The organism is Pseudocitrobacter sp. CD920760, assembly GCF_057782505.1.
Genome location: NZ_CM173490.1, coordinates 5,089,511 through 5,105,740 on the forward strand (window position 1 = coordinate 5,089,511; position 16,230 = coordinate 5,105,740).

Consider the following 16,230-nt stretch of genomic DNA (forward strand, 5'->3'; position numbering starts at 1 on the left):
ATCTCGCGCTAACCGTGATTAACGCTTGCTAATCTGATCGAAGGTACCGCCGTTAGAGAAGTGCGTCTGTTGCGCTTTCGCCCAACCGCCAAACTCTTCGTCGATAGTGAACAGTTTCAGTTTCGGGAACGCGCTTTCATACTTCTTCGCCACTTCCGGGTCACGTGGGCGATAGAAGTTTTTCGCCGCAATCTCCTGGCCTTCTGGCGAGTACAGGTACTTCAGATAGGCTTCAGCGACTTCTTTAGTGCCTTTTTTATCAACCACTTTGTCGACTACAGAAACGGTTGGCTCTGCCAGAATCGACTCGCTCGGCGTGACGATTTCAAATTTATCTTTACCCAGCTCATTTGTCGCCAACAGCGCTTCGTTCTCCCACGCAATCAGCACATCGCCAATGCCGCGTTCAACGAAGGTATTGGTTGCACCGCGTGCGCCAGAATCAAGCACTTCAACGTTTTTAAACAGCGATTTCACGAAATCCTGCGCTTTGGCCTGGTCACCATTATTGTGGTGCAGCGCATAACCCCATGCAGCAAGGTAGTTCCAGCGAGCGCCGCCAGAGCTTTTCGGGTTCGGCGTGATGACAGACACACCCGGTTTCACCAGGTCGTTCCAGTCATGAATCTGTTTAGGGTTGCCTTTACGCACCAGGAAAACGATGGTGGAGGTGTACGGCGCGGAGTTATCCGGCAGGCGTTTAATCCAGTTTTTATCGATGCGCCCGCGCTCAGCAATCGCGTCAACGTCATAGGCCAGCGCCAGCGTCACCACGTCGGCTTCGATACCATTGATAACCGATGTCGCCTGTTTTCCGGACCCGCCGTGTGACTGACGAATCACCACGTTATCGCCCGTCTCTTTTTTCCAGTGCGCGCTGAAGGCTTTATTGTACTGATCGTACAGTTCGCGCGTCGGATCGTAAGAAACGTTAAGTAATTGAATATCCTTAGCCAGTACGCTGGTGGAAGCCAGCAAAAGAGTTAAACCCACGCCCCACTTGTTCATCGCCCGCTCTCTTATGTTGTGTCGTTGATGAGGCTAGCGTGCCAGAAAGCAAATCGAACATTAAAGAATAAAAAAAGATTGATTATGTGATTTTGAAATATACAGCGGGGAAATAATGCGAAGAGAAGTCGCTGCCTTCCTGGCATAACGCCCGATGAAGGCAGCAAACTTAATGGAAGATTAAACTTCTTCCATACGGCCCAGCAGCGCCTGCAGACGATCCTGCCAGCCGTTCTGCTGTTCTTTCAGCTGGTTGTTTTCGCGTTCCAGCTCTTCACGGCTGTGCTGTGCAGACTGAACGTCCTGCGCCAGCGCGTTGTTCTTTTCTTTCAGTTCTTCGATTTCCATCTGCAACAGGGTGATGGTATCAATCGCCTGCTGAACTTTTGCTTCCAGTTTCTCAAATACTTCTAATGACATCGTCATACCTCTCCTGATCTTGCAAGGCGTTGATATCGTCCCGGGAACCCGGCGACGCCTTAACGAAAATAAGCGCACTTCTGACCTTCGATTGTATGGAGCCCCGCTCCCCCTGTCCAGCGCCAGGGCACGTAGATTGCGGTTTGCAACAATTTTCAGTCTAGACCTGGAGCTTTCGGCGCATTTACCCCTTATTTGTTAACACGGAAGGTTCATGAAATGATTCAGCTCTCTTTTTTTAGTTCCGTAAAGACACACAATGTAGCGCGAAATCGCTCATTTTATGACGCAGTACACACATTTTGATTTCGATATTTCTCGTTTATGTTCGTTAACGATAAATTAACACCATGCCTACATGGCAGCGTGGGTGTCTTCGACCACCACGACACTATAACTAGCAAACTGTCTTCAGGAACCGATTATGAGCCAAACTTCAACCCTAAAAGGCCAGTGCATTGCAGAGTTTCTTGGTACCGGGCTGTTGATCTTTTTCGGCGTGGGATGTGTTGCGGCATTAAAAGTCGCAGGGGCCAGCTTTGGCCAGTGGGAAATCAGCATCATTTGGGGTCTGGGCGTGGCGATGGCCATCTACCTGACCGCAGGGGTTTCCGGCGCACATCTTAACCCGGCGGTCACCGTTGCGCTGTGGCTGTTCGCCTGTTTCGAACGCCGTAAAGTGGTCCCTTTCATTCTTTCTCAGTTTGCCGGTGCGTTTTGCGCAGCGGCGTTGGTTTACGGGCTTTACTACAATCTTTTCTACGACTACGAATTAACCCATCATATGGTGCGCGGCAGTGTAGAAAGTCTTGATCTTGCTGGAATATTCTCCACTTACCCGAACCCACATATCAATTTTGTGCAGGCCTTCGCGGTAGAAATGGTGATAACCGCTATTCTGATGGGCGTGATCATGGCGCTCGGCGATGATGGCAACGGCATTCCGCGCGGGCCTCTGGCACCGCTGCTGATTGGCCTGTTAATCGCCGTTATCGGCGCATCGATGGGGCCGCTGACCGGCTTTGCGATGAACCCGGCGCGTGATATTGGACCAAAAACCTTCGCCTGGCTGGCAGGCTGGGGCGACGTTGCCTTCACCGGCGGCAAAGATATTCCTTATTTCGTGGTGCCGATGTTCGCACCCGTGGTGGGCGCGGCGCTGGGTGCATTCAGCTATCGCAAACTGATTGGCCGCCATTTGCCGTGTGATACCTGTGTGGTTGAAGAGAAAGAAACCACCTCCGGTAGCGCTCAACACAATGCTTCGCTGTAATCTGACTATGGAACACGCATTATGACTGACAAAAAATATATCGTTGCGCTCGACCAGGGCACCACCAGTTCCCGCGCCGTGGTGATGGATCACGATGCCAATATCATCAGTGTTTCACAGCGCGAGTTTGAACAAATTTATCCTAAGCCAGGCTGGGTTGAGCACGACCCGATGGAAATCTGGGCGACCCAGAGCTCCACGCTGGTCGAAGTGCTGGCAAAAGCCGATATCAATTCCGATCAGATTGCCGCGATTGGTATCACCAACCAGCGCGAAACCACCGTGGTATGGGAACGTGAAACCGGGAAACCGATTTATAACGCGATTGTCTGGCAGTGCCGCCGTACCGCTGATATCTGTGAGCAGTTGAAACGCGACGGCATGGAAGAGTACGTGCGCAGCGCGACGGGTCTGGTGGTAGACCCGTACTTCTCCGGCACCAAAGTGAAATGGATCCTGGACCACGTTGAAGGCTCCCGTGAACGCGCGAAGCGTGGCGAACTGCTGTTCGGTACCGTCGATACCTGGCTTATCTGGAAAATGACCCAGGGACGCGTGCACGTCACCGACTACACCAACGCCTCACGTACCATGCTGTTCAACATCAACGAGCTGGACTGGGATGACAAAATGCTGGACGCTCTGGATATCCCGCGCGCCATGCTGCCAGAAGTACGCAAATCCTCGGAAGTGTATGGCCAGACTAACATCGGCGGGAAAGGCGGTACGCGTATTCCGATCGCCGGGATCGCAGGCGATCAGCAGGCCGCACTGTTCGGCCAGCTGTGCGTGAAGGAAGGGATGGCGAAAAATACCTACGGCACCGGCTGCTTTATGCTGATGAACACCGGCGAAAAAGCGGTGAAATCCGAGCATGGCCTGCTGACCACCATTGCCTGCGGCCCGCGCGGCGAAGTGAACTATGCGCTGGAAGGCGCAGTGTTTATGGCTGGCGCGTCTATTCAGTGGCTGCGTGATGAGATGAAACTCATCAGCGACGCGTTCGATTCCGAATATTTCGCCACCAAAGTAAAAGATACCAACGGTGTGTATGTGGTTCCGGCGTTTACCGGCCTCGGCGCGCCATACTGGGACCCGTATGCGCGCGGCGCGATTTTCGGCCTGACGCGCGGCGTCAACTCGAACCATATTATTCGCGCCACGCTGGAATCCATTGCTTATCAAACGCGCGACGTGCTGGAAGCGATGCAGGCTGACTCCGGCATTCGTCTGCACGCCCTGCGCGTTGACGGCGGCGCGGTTGCCAATAATTTCCTGATGCAGTTCCAGTCAGACATTCTGGGTACCCGCGTAGAGCGCCCGGAAGTGCGTGAAGTCACCGCGTTAGGGGCTGCGTATCTTGCAGGCCTGGCGGTAGGCTTCTGGCAGAATCTGGATGAGTTGCAGGAGAAAGCGGTGATTGAGCGTGAATTCCGTCCGGGGATCGAAACGACCGAGCGTAATTATCGTTACAGCGGCTGGAAAAAAGCAGTGAAACGCGCGCTGGCGTGGGAAGATCACGGAGAGTAAAAAACGATGGCGGGGGCGCTTCGCTTGCCCGCCCTACAAAGAATTGCGATCGATGTAGGGCGGGCAAGCGAAGCGCCCCCGCCACATCCGCCACATTCCCCGCACTGATTAGCCAAACATCGGCAACATCAAATAGAGCTTAATCACCAGCGCATTGACGATATCGAGGAAGAACGCCCCCACCATCGGTACCACCAGAAACGCCGTATGCGACGGGCCGAAACGTTCGGTAATCGCCTGCATATTGGCAATCGCCGTTGGCGTCGCACCCAGCCCAAAGCCACAGTGACCCGCCGCCAGCACCGCCGCATCGTAGTTTTTACCCATCATCCGGTAGGTGACAAAAATGGCGTACAGCGCCATTGCCAGCGTCTGCGCGCCCAGAATCGCCAGCATCGGCAGCGCCAGTGAAGCCAGCTCCCACAGTTTCAGGCTCATCAAGGCCATCGCCAGGAATAACGACAAGCTGACGTTGCCAAGCACCGACACCGCACGTTCAAAGACGCGATAGAATCCCACCAGCGCCAGGCCGTTACTCAGGATAACGCCAATAAACAGCACGCATACAAAGGTTGGCAATTCAAACATGGTGCCGGTAATCAGTTGCGCAACGACTCGCCCGACCGTCAGACAAATCGCAATCAATGCGATGGTTTCAATCAACACCAGCGAGGTGATAACGCGCCCAACGTCCGGCTTTTCAAATGCCGTCGGCACTTCCTGATCCTCCGGCGTACCGTCCGGCGAGGAAGAGTGTTTAACCAGATAACGCGCCACTGGCCCGCCAATCAGGCCGCCCAGCACCAGGCCAAACGTTGCGCAGGCCATCGCGACTTCCGTTGCGCTGGTAAAACCGTAGCGTTCGGTAAACAGTTTGCCCCACGCCGCCCCGGTGCCGTGGCCGCCAGAGAGCGTAATCGAGCCTGCCAGAAGGCCCATCAACGGGTCCAGTCCCAGCATTTTCGCCATGCCAATGCCGATGGCGTTCTGCATCAGCAGCAGCCCCACCACCACAATCAGAAAGGTGCCTAATACTTTACCGCCCGCACGCAGGCTGGCGAGATTGGCATTCAGGCCAATCGTGGCGAAGAAGGCCAGCATCAGCGGGTCTTTCAGACTCATATCGAAGTCGATTTCCCAGCCCATGCTTTTTTTCAGCACCAGCAACGCCAGCGCGACCAGCAGCCCACCGGCGACCGGTTCAGGAATGGTATATTTTTTAAAGAAGGGAACGGAGTGAACCAGTTTGCGCCCTAACAGCAGCACCATTGTCGCCGCGACCAGCGTAGATAACGTATCGAGATGAAACATATTTAAAGCTCCTTACCAGACGCATGATTCATTCATACGCGACGTATTTCCTGTGTCGTTGAGATCTCATCGTAAGATCAGGGAGCAGATTGTAATCAATAAATGCGCAAAAATGACAGAAAAAGGTTAATCACGCTGATAAACCATTTATGCAATGAATAATTGATAAAAATTAAGGTCCGGTAATTTTTTAACGCCATCACAAAGCAACCGTTTGCTTTTACCCACCAGTCCGATAAAATCGCCACTTTTCCACCACGAGATCGCCCCTGATGTCCGCCAACACCCTTGAGTCAGAAAATGCGCAACCGGTTGCGCACACTCAAAACAGCGAATTGATTTACCGCTTAGAAGACCGCCCGCCGCTGCCACAAACCCTTTTTGCCGCACTGCAACACCTGCTGGCGATGTTTGTCGCGGTGATCACGCCCGCCCTGCTGATTTGTCAGGCGCTGGGTCTGCCGGCGGCCGATACTCAGCACATCATCAGCATGTCGCTGTTTGCATCCGGTGTGGCATCCATTATCCAGATTAAAGCCTGGGGCCCGGTGGGTTCAGGTCTGCTGTCGATTCAGGGCACCAGTTTCAATTTCGTTGCGCCGCTGATTATGGGCGGTACCGCGCTGAAAACCGGCGGTGCCGATGTGCCGACCATGATGGCGGCGCTGTTTGGTACCTTAATGCTGGCGAGCTGCACCGAGATGGTGTTGTCACGCGTGCTGCACCTTGCGCGACGTATTATCACGCCGCTGGTTTCTGGCGTGGTGGTAATGATTATTGGCCTGTCGCTGATTCAGGTCGGCCTGACATCCATTGGCGGCGGTTATGCGGCAATGAGCAACAACACCTTTGGCGCGCCGAAAAACCTGCTGCTGGCGGGTATCGTGCTGGTACTGATTATTCTGCTTAACCGCCAGCGCAACCCGTACCTGCGCATTGCGTCGCTGGTGATTGCCATGGCGGCGGGATATCTGATGGCCTGGTTCCTGGGTATGCTGCCGGAAAATACCGCGCCGACTAACACCGATCTGCTGATGATCCCGACGCCGCTGTACTATGGTCTGGGCATTGACTGGAACCTGCTGCTGCCGCTGATGCTGGTGTTTATGATCACCTCACTGGAAACGATTGGTGATATTACGGCGACATCTGACGTCTCTGAGCAACCGGTCTCCGGCCCGGTTTACATGAAACGTTTGAAAGGCGGCGTGCTGGCCAACGGCCTGAACTCGTTTGTCTCGGCGGTATTCAACACCTTCCCGAACTCCTGCTTCGGCCAGAACAACGGCGTGATTCAGTTGACCGGCGTCGCCAGCCGTTACGTTGGTTTCGTGGTGGCGTTGATGCTGATTGTCCTTGGTCTGTTCCCGGCGGTAAGTGGTTTTGTGCAGCACATCCCTGAGCCGGTTCTGGGTGGCGCAACGCTGGTGATGTTCGGCACCATCGCCGCGTCCGGCGTGCGTATTGTCTCCCGCGAGCCGCTGAACCGCCGCGCAATCCTGATTATTGCCCTTTCACTGGCCATCGGCCTGGGCGTCTCCCAGCAGCCGCAGATCCTCCAGTTTGCGCCGGACTGGCTGAAAAATCTGCTCTCCTCGGGTATCGCCGCTGGCGGTATCACCGCGATTGTTCTGAATCTGGTCTTCCCGCCAGAGAAAGCGTAATCCGCTTTGCCGGATGGCGGCGACGTCATCCGGCATTATCCCCACACGCTGACACCGAATTTCACCCTTCTCACCTTGAGCATTGCGCATAATTCGTGCATAACTGCCTTATGTGCCCTTCTCAGGATGGAAGATCATGAAATTTATTGGAAAGCTGATTCTCTGGCTCCTCGTCGCACTGCTGCTGGTCATTCTCGCCTTCTACTTCCTGCTGCAAACCCGTTGGGGCGCGCGCGAAGTCAGTCAGTGGCTTACTGAGAACACCGATTACCAGGTGACGTTCGATGCGATGGATCACCGTTTCTCATCACCCTCTCATATCTTGTTCAGGAATGTGACCTTCGGGCGTGATGGCAAACCCGCGACGCTGGTCGCTAAAGCTGTCGATATCGGCCTGAGCACCCGCCAGGTGACCGATCCGCTACACGTTGACACTATCCTGCTGCAAGACGGAACGTTAAATCTCTCGCCGTCTAACGCGCCGCTTCCCTTTGCCGCCGATCGCCTGCAGCTCAACAATATGGCTTTCAACAGCCCGGAAACCGGCTGGGAATTAAGTGCGCAACGGGTTAACGGCAGCATTGCGCCATGGACGCCGGAAGCAGGCAACGTGCTGGGCAAGAAAACGCATTTGCAGGTGAATGCCGGTTCCCTGACGCTCAATGGCGTACCCACCAGCAACGCGGTTATTGAAGGGGATATTGATAACGGTGTAGTAACGCTGACCAGCCTTGGCGCGGAGGTCGCGCGCGGCTCGCTGGCCGGAAATGCCCGCCGCAACGCCGACGGAAGTTGGGTGGTGGATAATCTGCGCCTGAACGATATTCGTCTGCAAAGCGACAAAACGCTGATCGATTTCTTCGCCCCGCTCAGCACCGTTCCGTCGCTGCAAATTGGCCGCCTTGAGGTCGTGGATGCCCGTTTACAGGGGCCAGACTGGGCGGTAACCGATCTCGATATGAACGTGCGCAACTTGTCCCTAACCCAGGGCGGATGGCAAAGTACGGACGGTAAAATCACCCTGAACGCCAGTGAGTTTATCTACGGCTCGCTACATCTGCTGGCCCCCATTTTCAACGGCGAGCTCTCAGACCAGGGCATCGCCCTGCGCCAGTTTACCACCCGCTGGGAGGGCAGCACGGTGCGAACGTCCGGTTTCTGGTTGCGCAACGGGCAGGCGCTGACGCTGGATGATGCGTCGATTGTGGGCCTTGAATACACGTTACCCAATAACTGGAAACAGTTATGGATGGACGCATTGCCGGAGTGGCTCAACAGCGTGACCCTGAAGAAATTTACCGCCAGCCGCAATCTGGTTATCGATATCGACCCGGCTTTCCCGTGGCAGATCACGGCGCTGGAAGGCAGCGCCACCAACCTGCAACTGGTGAAGAATCGCCTGTGGGGCGTATGGGGCGGAAATGCGCAACTCAATGCGGCGGCGGCGACGTTTAATCGCGTAGACGTCAATCGACCGAGCCTCGCGCTGTCGGCAAACGCCTCGACGGTCAATATCAGCGAACTTACGGCGTACACAGAGAAAGGCATGCTCAAAGCCACCGCCACGGTTTCTCAGTTGCCGCAACGGCAGGTGAACGTCAGCCTCGACGCACGCGGCGTGCCGCTGAATACTTTGCAGGCCTGGGGATGGCCAGCGCTCCCCATCAGCGGCGACGGTAACCTTCAGCTCACCGCCACCGGCGCAGTGCAGGCAGACGCACCGCTCAAGCCAACGGTAAACGGACAGCTGAGCGCGGTGAATATGGCGAAGGAGCAGGTAACGCAGACGATGCGGGGCGGGGAGATTACCACCCCGTAATTGCCCGGTGGCGCTACGCTTACCAGGCCTACAATGACATAACCAAATTCATCGTAGGCCGGATAAGCGACAGCGCCATCCGGCGTTTTTAAAGTGTGATCGTCAGCGTATTACTCTGCGCTTTCACCACCACACCCAGCTCACTTCCCGCATGTGCGCCGCCCTTAATACCGCTGATCTGCTGCACGTTACGCAGGCACAGCGTCCAGTCACGCGCGTTACCTTCGCCAGTTACGGTGATGGTGTTGCCCGCGCGCACCGCTTTCAACGTAAACGCGGCTGAACCATCCGTTGCCGGAACAGTGCAGACTGCTTCGCGGCCATCATCCAGACAGAAGAGCTGGAATTCAGTGCCTTCATGCCACTCGTAGTTCGGTTTCTGGTTGTTGTTGCCCAGTGCCAGCAAGGTGTTGTCGCGGACATACACCGGCAGGCTCAGGAAGTCGTGCTGCTGTTTATGCCAGCGGCTGCCCTGTACTTCATCGTTGTGCCACAGGTGCGTCCAGCGGCCTTCCGGCAGATAGAACTGCACGTCGCCCGCTTCCGAGAACACCGGTGCCACCATCACGGAATCGCCCAGCATATACTGGCGATCGAGGTAGTCGCATGCCGGGTCGTTCGGGAACTCCAGCATCATGGCGCGCAGCATTGGCGTGCCCTGCTCATGCGCCAGCGCAGCCTGGCGATAGAGGTACGGCATCATGCGGCACTTCATTTCCGTGAAGAAGCGCACCACGTCGCAGGACTCTTCGTCGTACGCCCATGGTACACGGTAGGATTTGCTGCCGTGCAGGCGGCTATGGCTGGAGAAGAGGCCGAATGCACACCAGCGTTTGTAGACATCGGCAGGCGCGGTATTTTCGAAGCCGCCGATATCGTGACTCCAGAAGCCGAAGCCGGAGAGGCCAATCGACAGGCCACCGCGCAGGCTTTCCGCCATTGATTCGTAGTTGGCGTAGCAGTCACCACCCCAGTGAACCGGGAACTGTTGCGCCCCCACGGACGCGGAACGGGCAAACAGCACCGCCTCTTCCTCGCCAACGGTCTCTTTCAGCACGTTCCACACCAGTTCGTTGTAGATAAAGGCGTAGTGGTTGTGCATTTTCTGCGGATCGGAACCGTCAAACCATTGCACATCCGTTGGGATACGTTCGCCGAAGTCGGTTTTGAAGCAATCTACGCCAATATCCACCAGCCCTTTCAGCTTGTCGGCGTACCACTGGCAGGCATCCGGGTTGGTGAAGTCATAAATCGCTAATCCAGGCTGCCATTTATCCCACTGCCAGATCGAACCGTCCGGGCGTTTAAGCAGATAGCCCTTCTCTTTCAGTTCCTGGAAGATCGGTGATTTTTGGCCAATGTACGGGTTGATCCACACACAGACCTTCAGCCCTTTCTCTTTCAGGCGCTGAATCATGCCTTTCGGGTCAGGGAAGGTCACCGGGTCCCACTCGAAATCACACCACTGGAAGGCTTTCATCCAGAAGCAGTCGAAGTGGAAAACGTGCAACGGCAGGTTGCGCTCGGCCATGCCATCGATAAAGCTATTAACGGTCGCCTCATCGTAGTTAGTGGTGAACGACGTGGTGAGCCACAGACCAAAGGACCACGCTGGCGGCAGCGCCGGGCGACCGGTAAATTGCGTGTAGCGATTGAGCACCTCTTTTGGTGTCGGACCGTCGATGACGAAATATTCCAGATACTCGCCTTCCACGCTGAACTGCACTTTCGAGACTTTTTCTGAGCCAATCTCGAACGAGACGTTTTCCGGGTGATTCACCAGCACGCCGTAACCGCGGTTGGTAATGTAGAACGGGATGTTTTTGTAGGACTGCTCGGTACTGGTGCCACCGTCACGGTTCCAGGTTTCAACCGTCTGGCCGTTACGCACCAGCGCAGTAAAGCGCTCACCCAGGCCATAAACCGTTTCACCCACGCCGAGGTCCAGGCGCTCAAACAGGTAGTTTTTACCGGTGTTGCCGTCCTGCACGTAGCCGTTGTTTTTCACCTGAGAACCGGTAATACGCACGCCGTTGCGCAGGAAATCGAGCGACCAGAATTCACCTTTGGTTACGCGCACGCTCAGGTTGCCGCTTTTCAGCTCGGCAAATTCAGCGGTGTTCTGCATTTCAACTTTGACGTCTTTCAGGACATTCAGCGGATAGTGCGGGCCGTTATTTAACGCGCCCTGGAAGTGTTCGATACGTACGCCGACCACCCCTTCCTGCGGGGCGAAAAAGCGCAGCGTAAACATTGGAGTATCCAGTTGCCAGGTACGCTCACGCACATCGCGCGGCGCGGCATAAACCACCATCTCATTACCGTGCTGCTCGACATCGAACACCTGGATGGGGTGGATAAGATTGAGACCCGGTTGGATCAGCCAGTTTCCATCACTGATTTTCATAGTTCGTCCTCTTAACTCTGTAATGATTTTGATTCGGGTACGTGTTCAAATTCTTGTTGATTGCGACGTGCGCCCTGCGCCAGCTCGCCCATAATTTTCAGCAAGAACGGCGTTTTCAGGGTGTAGTAGCGCTTCGCAATGATGGCGCTCAGCAGATAGCAAACCGCAGGAACGATAGTGAACAGGGCGATAATGATGCTGATGGTGGTGCTGTTCTGCGCTTTCGCGGCCGCATCGTAGCCCCCGCCCGCCAGCATCCAGCCAATCATCGCGCCACCCAGCGCCAGGCCCAGCTTCAGCACGAACAGCGTGCCTGCGAAACTGATGCCGGTAAGACGTTTACCGTTACACCACTCACCGTAATCGACGGTGTCGGACATCATCACCCACTGAATCGGCGTCACCAGTTGGTGCAGCACGCCAATCACGAAAATAAAGCCGAACATCAGCACGTTGGCATTCATCGGTACAAAGAACATCGCCAGGCTCAGCACCGCCAGAATAGCGTTGGTCCACCAGAAGACGCTCACTTTGCATTTCCAGTCGGTGAGCGGTTTGGCCATCGCGGAGCCAATCAGGTTGCCGACGCAATAGGTGGTCAGGAATACGGTAAACAGCGCCGGGGAGCCCATAATCCAGGTCACGTAGTACATCATCGCGCCACCGCGCACGCAGACGGCAAGAATATTCAGAATGGTGAGCAAGCCGACAATTCGCCACTGATCGTTCTGCCAGATATCGCGCAGATCTTCACGCATACCGGTGGTGCTTGGCGGCACCTGAATACGTTCTTTGGTGGTGAAGAAACAGAACGCCAGCATCAGGAACGCAACCACCGACAGCACGGCTATCCCGCCCTGGAAGCCGAACGCTTTATCCTCGCCGCCGATTAAATTCACCAGCGGCATCATCAGCACGGTAGAGAGCATGCCGCCCGCCGTCGCCAGCACGAAGCGCCAGGATTGCAGCGAGATACGCTGCGTTGGGTCGTTAGTGATTACGCCGCCCAGCGCACAGTAAGGAATATTCACCACGGTATAGAGCAGGGTCAGCAGCGTGTAAGTTACTGCGGCGTAGATCATTTTGCCGTTAAGGCTGAGATCTGGCGTGCTGTAAGCCAGCACACACACCACACCAAACGGCAGCGCGCCAAATAGCACCCACGGGCGGAACTTACCCCAGCGACTGCGGGTACGGTCAGCCAGCAGGCCCATGCAGGGGTCGGAAATGGCATCCAGCGCGCGCGCCAACAGGAACATGGTGCCGACAAAGCCGGCAGGAATACCGAAAATATCGGTGTAAAAAAACATCATGTACAACATGACGTTATCAAAAATGATATGGCTGGCGGCGTCGCCCATACCATAACCAATCTTCTCTTTGACGGATAAAACTTCGCTCTTCATGTCGAAATCCCTTCTTGAGCCGACGCCACGCTGGTACCGGTTACGGTTTTTGTAAACCATCCGACCGCTAAGATGAATTCCGATATCTCGTTATCAAATTACGTTTCTTAATTTCTGTGATCGCGGTAGGACTAGAGAGTGTGTCGAAGTGTAACTTGCGGATTTTATGGGGTTTTGTTCTGAGGCGGACATTCACACGCGTGATATGTACCAAATGAATCCAAAAAAGGTGCATTAAAAGATGTGGTAAATGCCTGAAAGTAGCTATAATGCGCCCCGCCTCCATGTAGCAATCGAGGCGCGGAAGATCGTCATCTCCGGTGAGGTGGCTGGACTTCAAATCCAGTTGGGGCCGCCAGCGGTCCCGGGCAGGTTCGACTCCTGTGATCTTCCGCCAATTAACCTCTTCTGAGCTCTCTCGAAGTCAATAACTCTTTCTTAACCCCTTGTATATCAGGCTTCATCGTGTCCCAAACTCAATCGAACTAAACCTACATCAAGCATTTTTTGGGGGTGCATTAGGGGGTGTTATTTCCCTACCGAAACTTCGGAACCCCCATAATGTGAAAAATATGATATATAATAATAGGTTTAAACAACACCTTTGTTATACAAGGGGTGGGGGTATCAGATAGGTTACTAGTGTAAGTCCCCATGGAGGATGAACTCATCAAAAACCGGAGGGCGTGATGGCACTAACTGATGTTAAAGTCAAAACAGCAAAACCAAAAGAAAAGCCTTATAAGCTAGCTGACGGTGGAGGTATGTATCTGCTGACTAATACCAATGGCTCAAAGTACTGGCGTATGAAGTATCGTTTTGCTGGTAAAGAAAAAATGCTTTCTATTGGTGTCTACCCTGATATATCTCTGGCTGACGCACGTGAAAAACGTAGTGAAGCTAGGAAAATCCTTGCCGCAGGAGGCGACCCGGGCGAAGTGAAGAAAGAGGGGAAAATAGCCAAGCAAATGAGTCTGAAAAGCACTTTTGAGGCTGTCGCACGTGAATGGCACCAGTCTAAAGCCGACCGTTGGTCACTACGTTACCGCATTGAAATCATCGAGACCTTCGAGAAAGACATCTTCCCCTACATCGGCAAGCGCCCTATTGCTGAAATTAAGCCAATGGAACTACTGGAAACTTTGCGTAAAATGGAGAAACGCGGAGCGCTCGAGAAGATGCGCAAAGTCCGTCAACGTTGCGGTGAGGTGTTCCGCTATGCAATTGTCACTGGTCGGGCCGACTACAACCCCGCCCCCGACCTTGCTAGCGCTTTAGCTACGCCGAAAAAAGTACATTTCCCCTTCCTTTCTGCCATTGAACTTCCTAACTTCCTTAACGATCTAGCGGGCTATACCGGCAGTGTTATCACGAAGACAGCGACTCAAATCATTATGTTAACCGGTGTACGCACACAGGAGCTGCGTTTCGCCCGTTGGGAGGATATCAATTTTGAGGCAAAGTTATGGGAAATCCCAGCAGAAGTGATGAAAATGAAACGGCCCCATGTTGTACCGCTCTCAGAGCAGGTCATTGCGCTGTTTAAACAGCTTGAACCGATATCGAAGCATTATCCGCTGGTTTTTATCGGTCGAAACGATCCTCTCAAGCCTATCAGCAAGGAAAGCGTTAATCAGGTGATTGAGTTGCTGGGGTATAAAGGCAGGATAACTGGGCACGGTTTTCGCCACACAATGAGCACTATTCTGCATGAGCAAGGCTTTAACTCGGCGTGGATTGAAACACAGCTTGCGCATGTCGATAAAAACGCGATTCGTGGAACATATAACCATGCTCAGTATCTGGAAGGGAGAAGAGAGATGATGCAGTGGTATGCGGATTATATCAATAGCCTAAAACAACCGGCATAATAGCACAGCCCAAAGCGGGCTGTGCTTCACCTACACCGTTCTTTTTTGGTAAATCACCGAAGAAAATAACATTGTAATATGCTGTTTTTAAAGTATTTTTTAATTAACTCGCCATTTACAAAAACATCGAGACCAAACAGCCAGTTATGTTATCAGGTAAAAATTAGTTGAGACTATCCCTGTTAAAACAGGCATAGCTAATTAACTGCTAACTTGAGAGAAAAAGTGTTTTAATTACGTCGAGTGTAATTACAATCGCTGGCGACGCCAGCAGTGCCAGTGGTGGTCTCAGCCCGGAACAATTTGAAAAAACAGATCTTCGCTTAAGATGGTATCCACCTTACGTGGGTAGGATCAGCGTTCCTCGCTGACTATAGAGTGGAATAAGCGTTGCACTAAAATCCATAAAACAGAGTCCATTTAGTCGGGCATCTTCCGACAACAGCACCAATTCGACGGGTTACGTTTCCTTATCTAAGTCCTAAGCGAGCTAGTTTGTACCATCATACAAACACCTAGAGACACATGATGGTAAGATTTTTACAGCTGGTTTCTCATACCCCATACAGAGCCCTAGTTAAAGTTCAGAACCTTTACCCGTAAGTACGCCTATTCCATGCTCCCGGTAGGCATAAACCTATTTTCTTACTGTGCAGGGGCTGATGCCGTACATCCTGGCTACAGATTTCAAACTCAACTCATCTTCCAGGTACTTCACTGACACTTCCTTTTTGAATTCCAATGAAAATTTTGCCATACGCCCTCAGTTTTTGATCTGGTGTCTAACTTTTGAGGCTCACAGCATCCTCTCAGGAATTTCAGGAGCTGCTAGACGGTGCTGGAACAACGCTTATTCTCAATGACAGTGGTTTATGTTACAAAAAAACGCTCCCGGAAAGGAGCGTAAACCAGTGACTTCGGCATCAAATGAGGGTCTGACAAGTGGAGCAGCGGGTTAATTCTGGGTAACCTGGCTACGATGCTTTTCCGCCTGCTGCTGATGAATAACGGAAGACTGGCCATTTTTCGCGTTCTCATGCACAACAGCAGCTTTCTCATGCTCGCTCATTTCGGAAAATGGCTTAGCAGTTTCTTGGGTGTTCTCAGGTTTGGCTTTCATCATTTTTTTATGCATTTCAGCCATGTCCTGATGGGCGGCAGAATTGCCGTTTTGCATCATTTCATGGGACATAGCGGCCTGATCGTGACCGCTCATATCCATCATTTTCATGCTCTCCCCCTGAACTGCACTTTTTTCAGCGGATGACTGCATCTGATGGGCAGGCGCCTGGGCATTATTTACCTGGTCATGCATGTTCATTGTCTCTGCAGCCCAGGCAGATGAAGCGACAGCCATCATGGCAATAAAGGATACAAGAATTTTTTTCATGGTTGGGTCTCCGGTGTTTTCATACCCGAACAATCAATGCTTATAACAGAGAAAGCATTTGATCTCAGGGCTGGTTAATCATCACGCCAGGAACCGGGCGATTGAATTATCACGTTGCTCCTGATTTATGA

General features: G+C 53.4%; 11 protein-coding genes and 1 tRNA gene. 6 read left to right on the plus strand and 6 right to left on the minus strand.

The genetic code is table 11. The features are described from left to right. Nucleotides 1–18 precede the first annotated feature (18 nt). Together AC1MKH_RS24025 and zapB are read right to left on the minus strand one after the other, a co-directional pair. Nucleotides 19–1,008: a sulfate ABC transporter substrate-binding protein gene (locus AC1MKH_RS24025; RefSeq protein ID WP_253897218.1), complete on the minus strand. Its 990-nt coding sequence runs from the start codon at nucleotides 1,006–1,008 to the stop codon at nucleotides 19–21. A gap of 180 nt (nucleotides 1,009–1,188) precedes the next feature. Then, entirely contained in the window at nucleotides 1,189–1,434 is a 246-nt protein-coding gene (gene zapB / locus AC1MKH_RS24030) for a septal ring assembly protein ZapB (RefSeq protein ID WP_108476554.1), read from the minus strand. Nucleotides 1,435–1,852: 418 nt separating this feature from the next. On the opposite strand from zapB, the gene AC1MKH_RS24035 reads away from it, so the two are divergent. Next, a complete protein-coding gene (locus AC1MKH_RS24035; RefSeq protein WP_231825892.1) occupies nucleotides 1,853–2,701 on the plus strand; it encodes an MIP/aquaporin family protein in 849 nt (282 codons plus the stop codon). 21 nt (nucleotides 2,702–2,722) lie between these two features. Continuing rightward, complete coding sequence (gene glpK / locus AC1MKH_RS24040) at nucleotides 2,723–4,231, plus strand: glycerol kinase GlpK (protein ID WP_149463732.1); 1,509 nt, start codon at nucleotides 2,723–2,725, stop codon at nucleotides 4,229–4,231. A gap of 108 nt (nucleotides 4,232–4,339) precedes the next feature. On the opposite strand, the gene gltS is transcribed toward glpK, so the two are convergent. Continuing rightward, the gene (gltS, locus tag AC1MKH_RS24045) at nucleotides 4,340–5,542 is read right to left on the minus strand and encodes a sodium/glutamate symporter (RefSeq protein ID WP_276219155.1); all 1,203 of its coding nucleotides are present in this window, start codon (nucleotides 5,540–5,542) and stop codon (nucleotides 4,340–4,342) included. A gap of 272 nt (nucleotides 5,543–5,814) precedes the next feature. Here gltS and AC1MKH_RS24050 point away from each other — a divergent pair, with 272 nt between their 5' ends. Both AC1MKH_RS24050 and AC1MKH_RS24055 read left to right on the plus strand, forming a co-directional pair. Continuing rightward, complete coding sequence (locus tag AC1MKH_RS24050) at nucleotides 5,815–7,206, plus strand: nucleobase:cation symporter-2 family protein (RefSeq protein ID WP_276219156.1); 1,392 nt, start codon at nucleotides 5,815–5,817, stop codon at nucleotides 7,204–7,206. 136 nt (nucleotides 7,207–7,342) lie between these two features. Next, a complete protein-coding gene (locus AC1MKH_RS24055; protein ID WP_276219157.1) occupies nucleotides 7,343–9,025 on the plus strand; it encodes an AsmA family protein in 1,683 nt (560 codons plus the stop codon). Nucleotides 9,026–9,113: 88 nt separating this feature from the next. On the opposite strand, the gene yicI is transcribed toward AC1MKH_RS24055, so the two are convergent. Beyond that, a complete protein-coding gene (gene yicI, locus AC1MKH_RS24060) occupies nucleotides 9,114–11,432 on the minus strand; it encodes an alpha-xylosidase (RefSeq protein ID WP_276219158.1) in 2,319 nt (772 codons plus the stop codon). An 11-nt stretch (nucleotides 11,433–11,443) separates the two neighbouring features. Beyond that, nucleotides 11,444–12,838, minus strand: coding sequence for a glycoside-pentoside-hexuronide family transporter (locus tag AC1MKH_RS24065; protein WP_276219159.1), 1,395 nt, complete (start codon nucleotides 12,836–12,838; stop codon nucleotides 11,444–11,446). Nucleotides 12,839–13,140: 302 nt separating this feature from the next. Between AC1MKH_RS24065 and AC1MKH_RS24070 the strand changes: the two genes are divergently transcribed. Then, a tRNA-Sec gene (locus AC1MKH_RS24070) sits at nucleotides 13,141–13,235 on the plus strand. A gap of 292 nt (nucleotides 13,236–13,527) precedes the next feature. Beyond that, nucleotides 13,528–14,709, plus strand: coding sequence for a tyrosine-type recombinase/integrase (locus AC1MKH_RS24075; RefSeq protein ID WP_253897211.1), 1,182 nt, complete (start codon nucleotides 13,528–13,530; stop codon nucleotides 14,707–14,709). 955 nt (nucleotides 14,710–15,664) lie between these two features. On the opposite strand, the gene AC1MKH_RS24080 is transcribed toward AC1MKH_RS24075, so the two are convergent. After that, the gene (locus AC1MKH_RS24080; protein WP_253897210.1) at nucleotides 15,665–16,099 is read right to left on the minus strand and encodes a copper-binding protein; all 435 of its coding nucleotides are present in this window, start codon (nucleotides 16,097–16,099) and stop codon (nucleotides 15,665–15,667) included. Nucleotides 16,100–16,230 lie beyond the last annotated feature (131 nt).

Excerpts from the sequence above, each read along its gene's own strand:
- AC1MKH_RS24055 (WP_276219157.1), top strand. The coding sequence starts at position 7,343 with ATGAAATTTATTGGAAAGCTGATTCTCTGGCTCCTCGTCGCACTGCTG.
- AC1MKH_RS24035 (WP_231825892.1), top strand. The coding sequence starts at position 1,853 with ATGAGCCAAACTTCAACCCTAAAAGGCCAGTGCATTGCAGAGTTTCTT.
- AC1MKH_RS24050 (WP_276219156.1), top strand. The coding sequence starts at position 5,815 with ATGTCCGCCAACACCCTTGAGTCAGAAAATGCGCAACCGGTTGCGCAC.
- glpK (WP_149463732.1), top strand. The coding sequence starts at position 2,723 with ATGACTGACAAAAAATATATCGTTGCGCTCGACCAGGGCACCACCAGT.
- yicI (WP_276219158.1), bottom strand. The coding sequence starts at position 11,432 with ATGAAAATCAGTGATGGAAACTGGCTGATCCAACCGGGTCTCAATCTT.
- AC1MKH_RS24080 (WP_253897210.1), bottom strand. The coding sequence starts at position 16,099 with ATGAAAAAAATTCTTGTATCCTTTATTGCCATGATGGCTGTCGCTTCA.
- AC1MKH_RS24075 (WP_253897211.1), top strand. The coding sequence starts at position 13,528 with ATGGCACTAACTGATGTTAAAGTCAAAACAGCAAAACCAAAAGAAAAG.
- gltS (WP_276219155.1), bottom strand. The coding sequence starts at position 5,542 with ATGTTTCATCTCGATACGTTATCTACGCTGGTCGCGGCGACAATGGTG.
- AC1MKH_RS24065 (WP_276219159.1), bottom strand. The coding sequence starts at position 12,838 with ATGAAGAGCGAAGTTTTATCCGTCAAAGAGAAGATTGGTTATGGTATG.
- zapB (WP_108476554.1), bottom strand. The coding sequence starts at position 1,434 with ATGACGATGTCATTAGAAGTATTTGAGAAACTGGAAGCAAAAGTTCAG.
- AC1MKH_RS24025 (WP_253897218.1), bottom strand. The coding sequence starts at position 1,008 with ATGAACAAGTGGGGCGTGGGTTTAACTCTTTTGCTGGCTTCCACCAGC.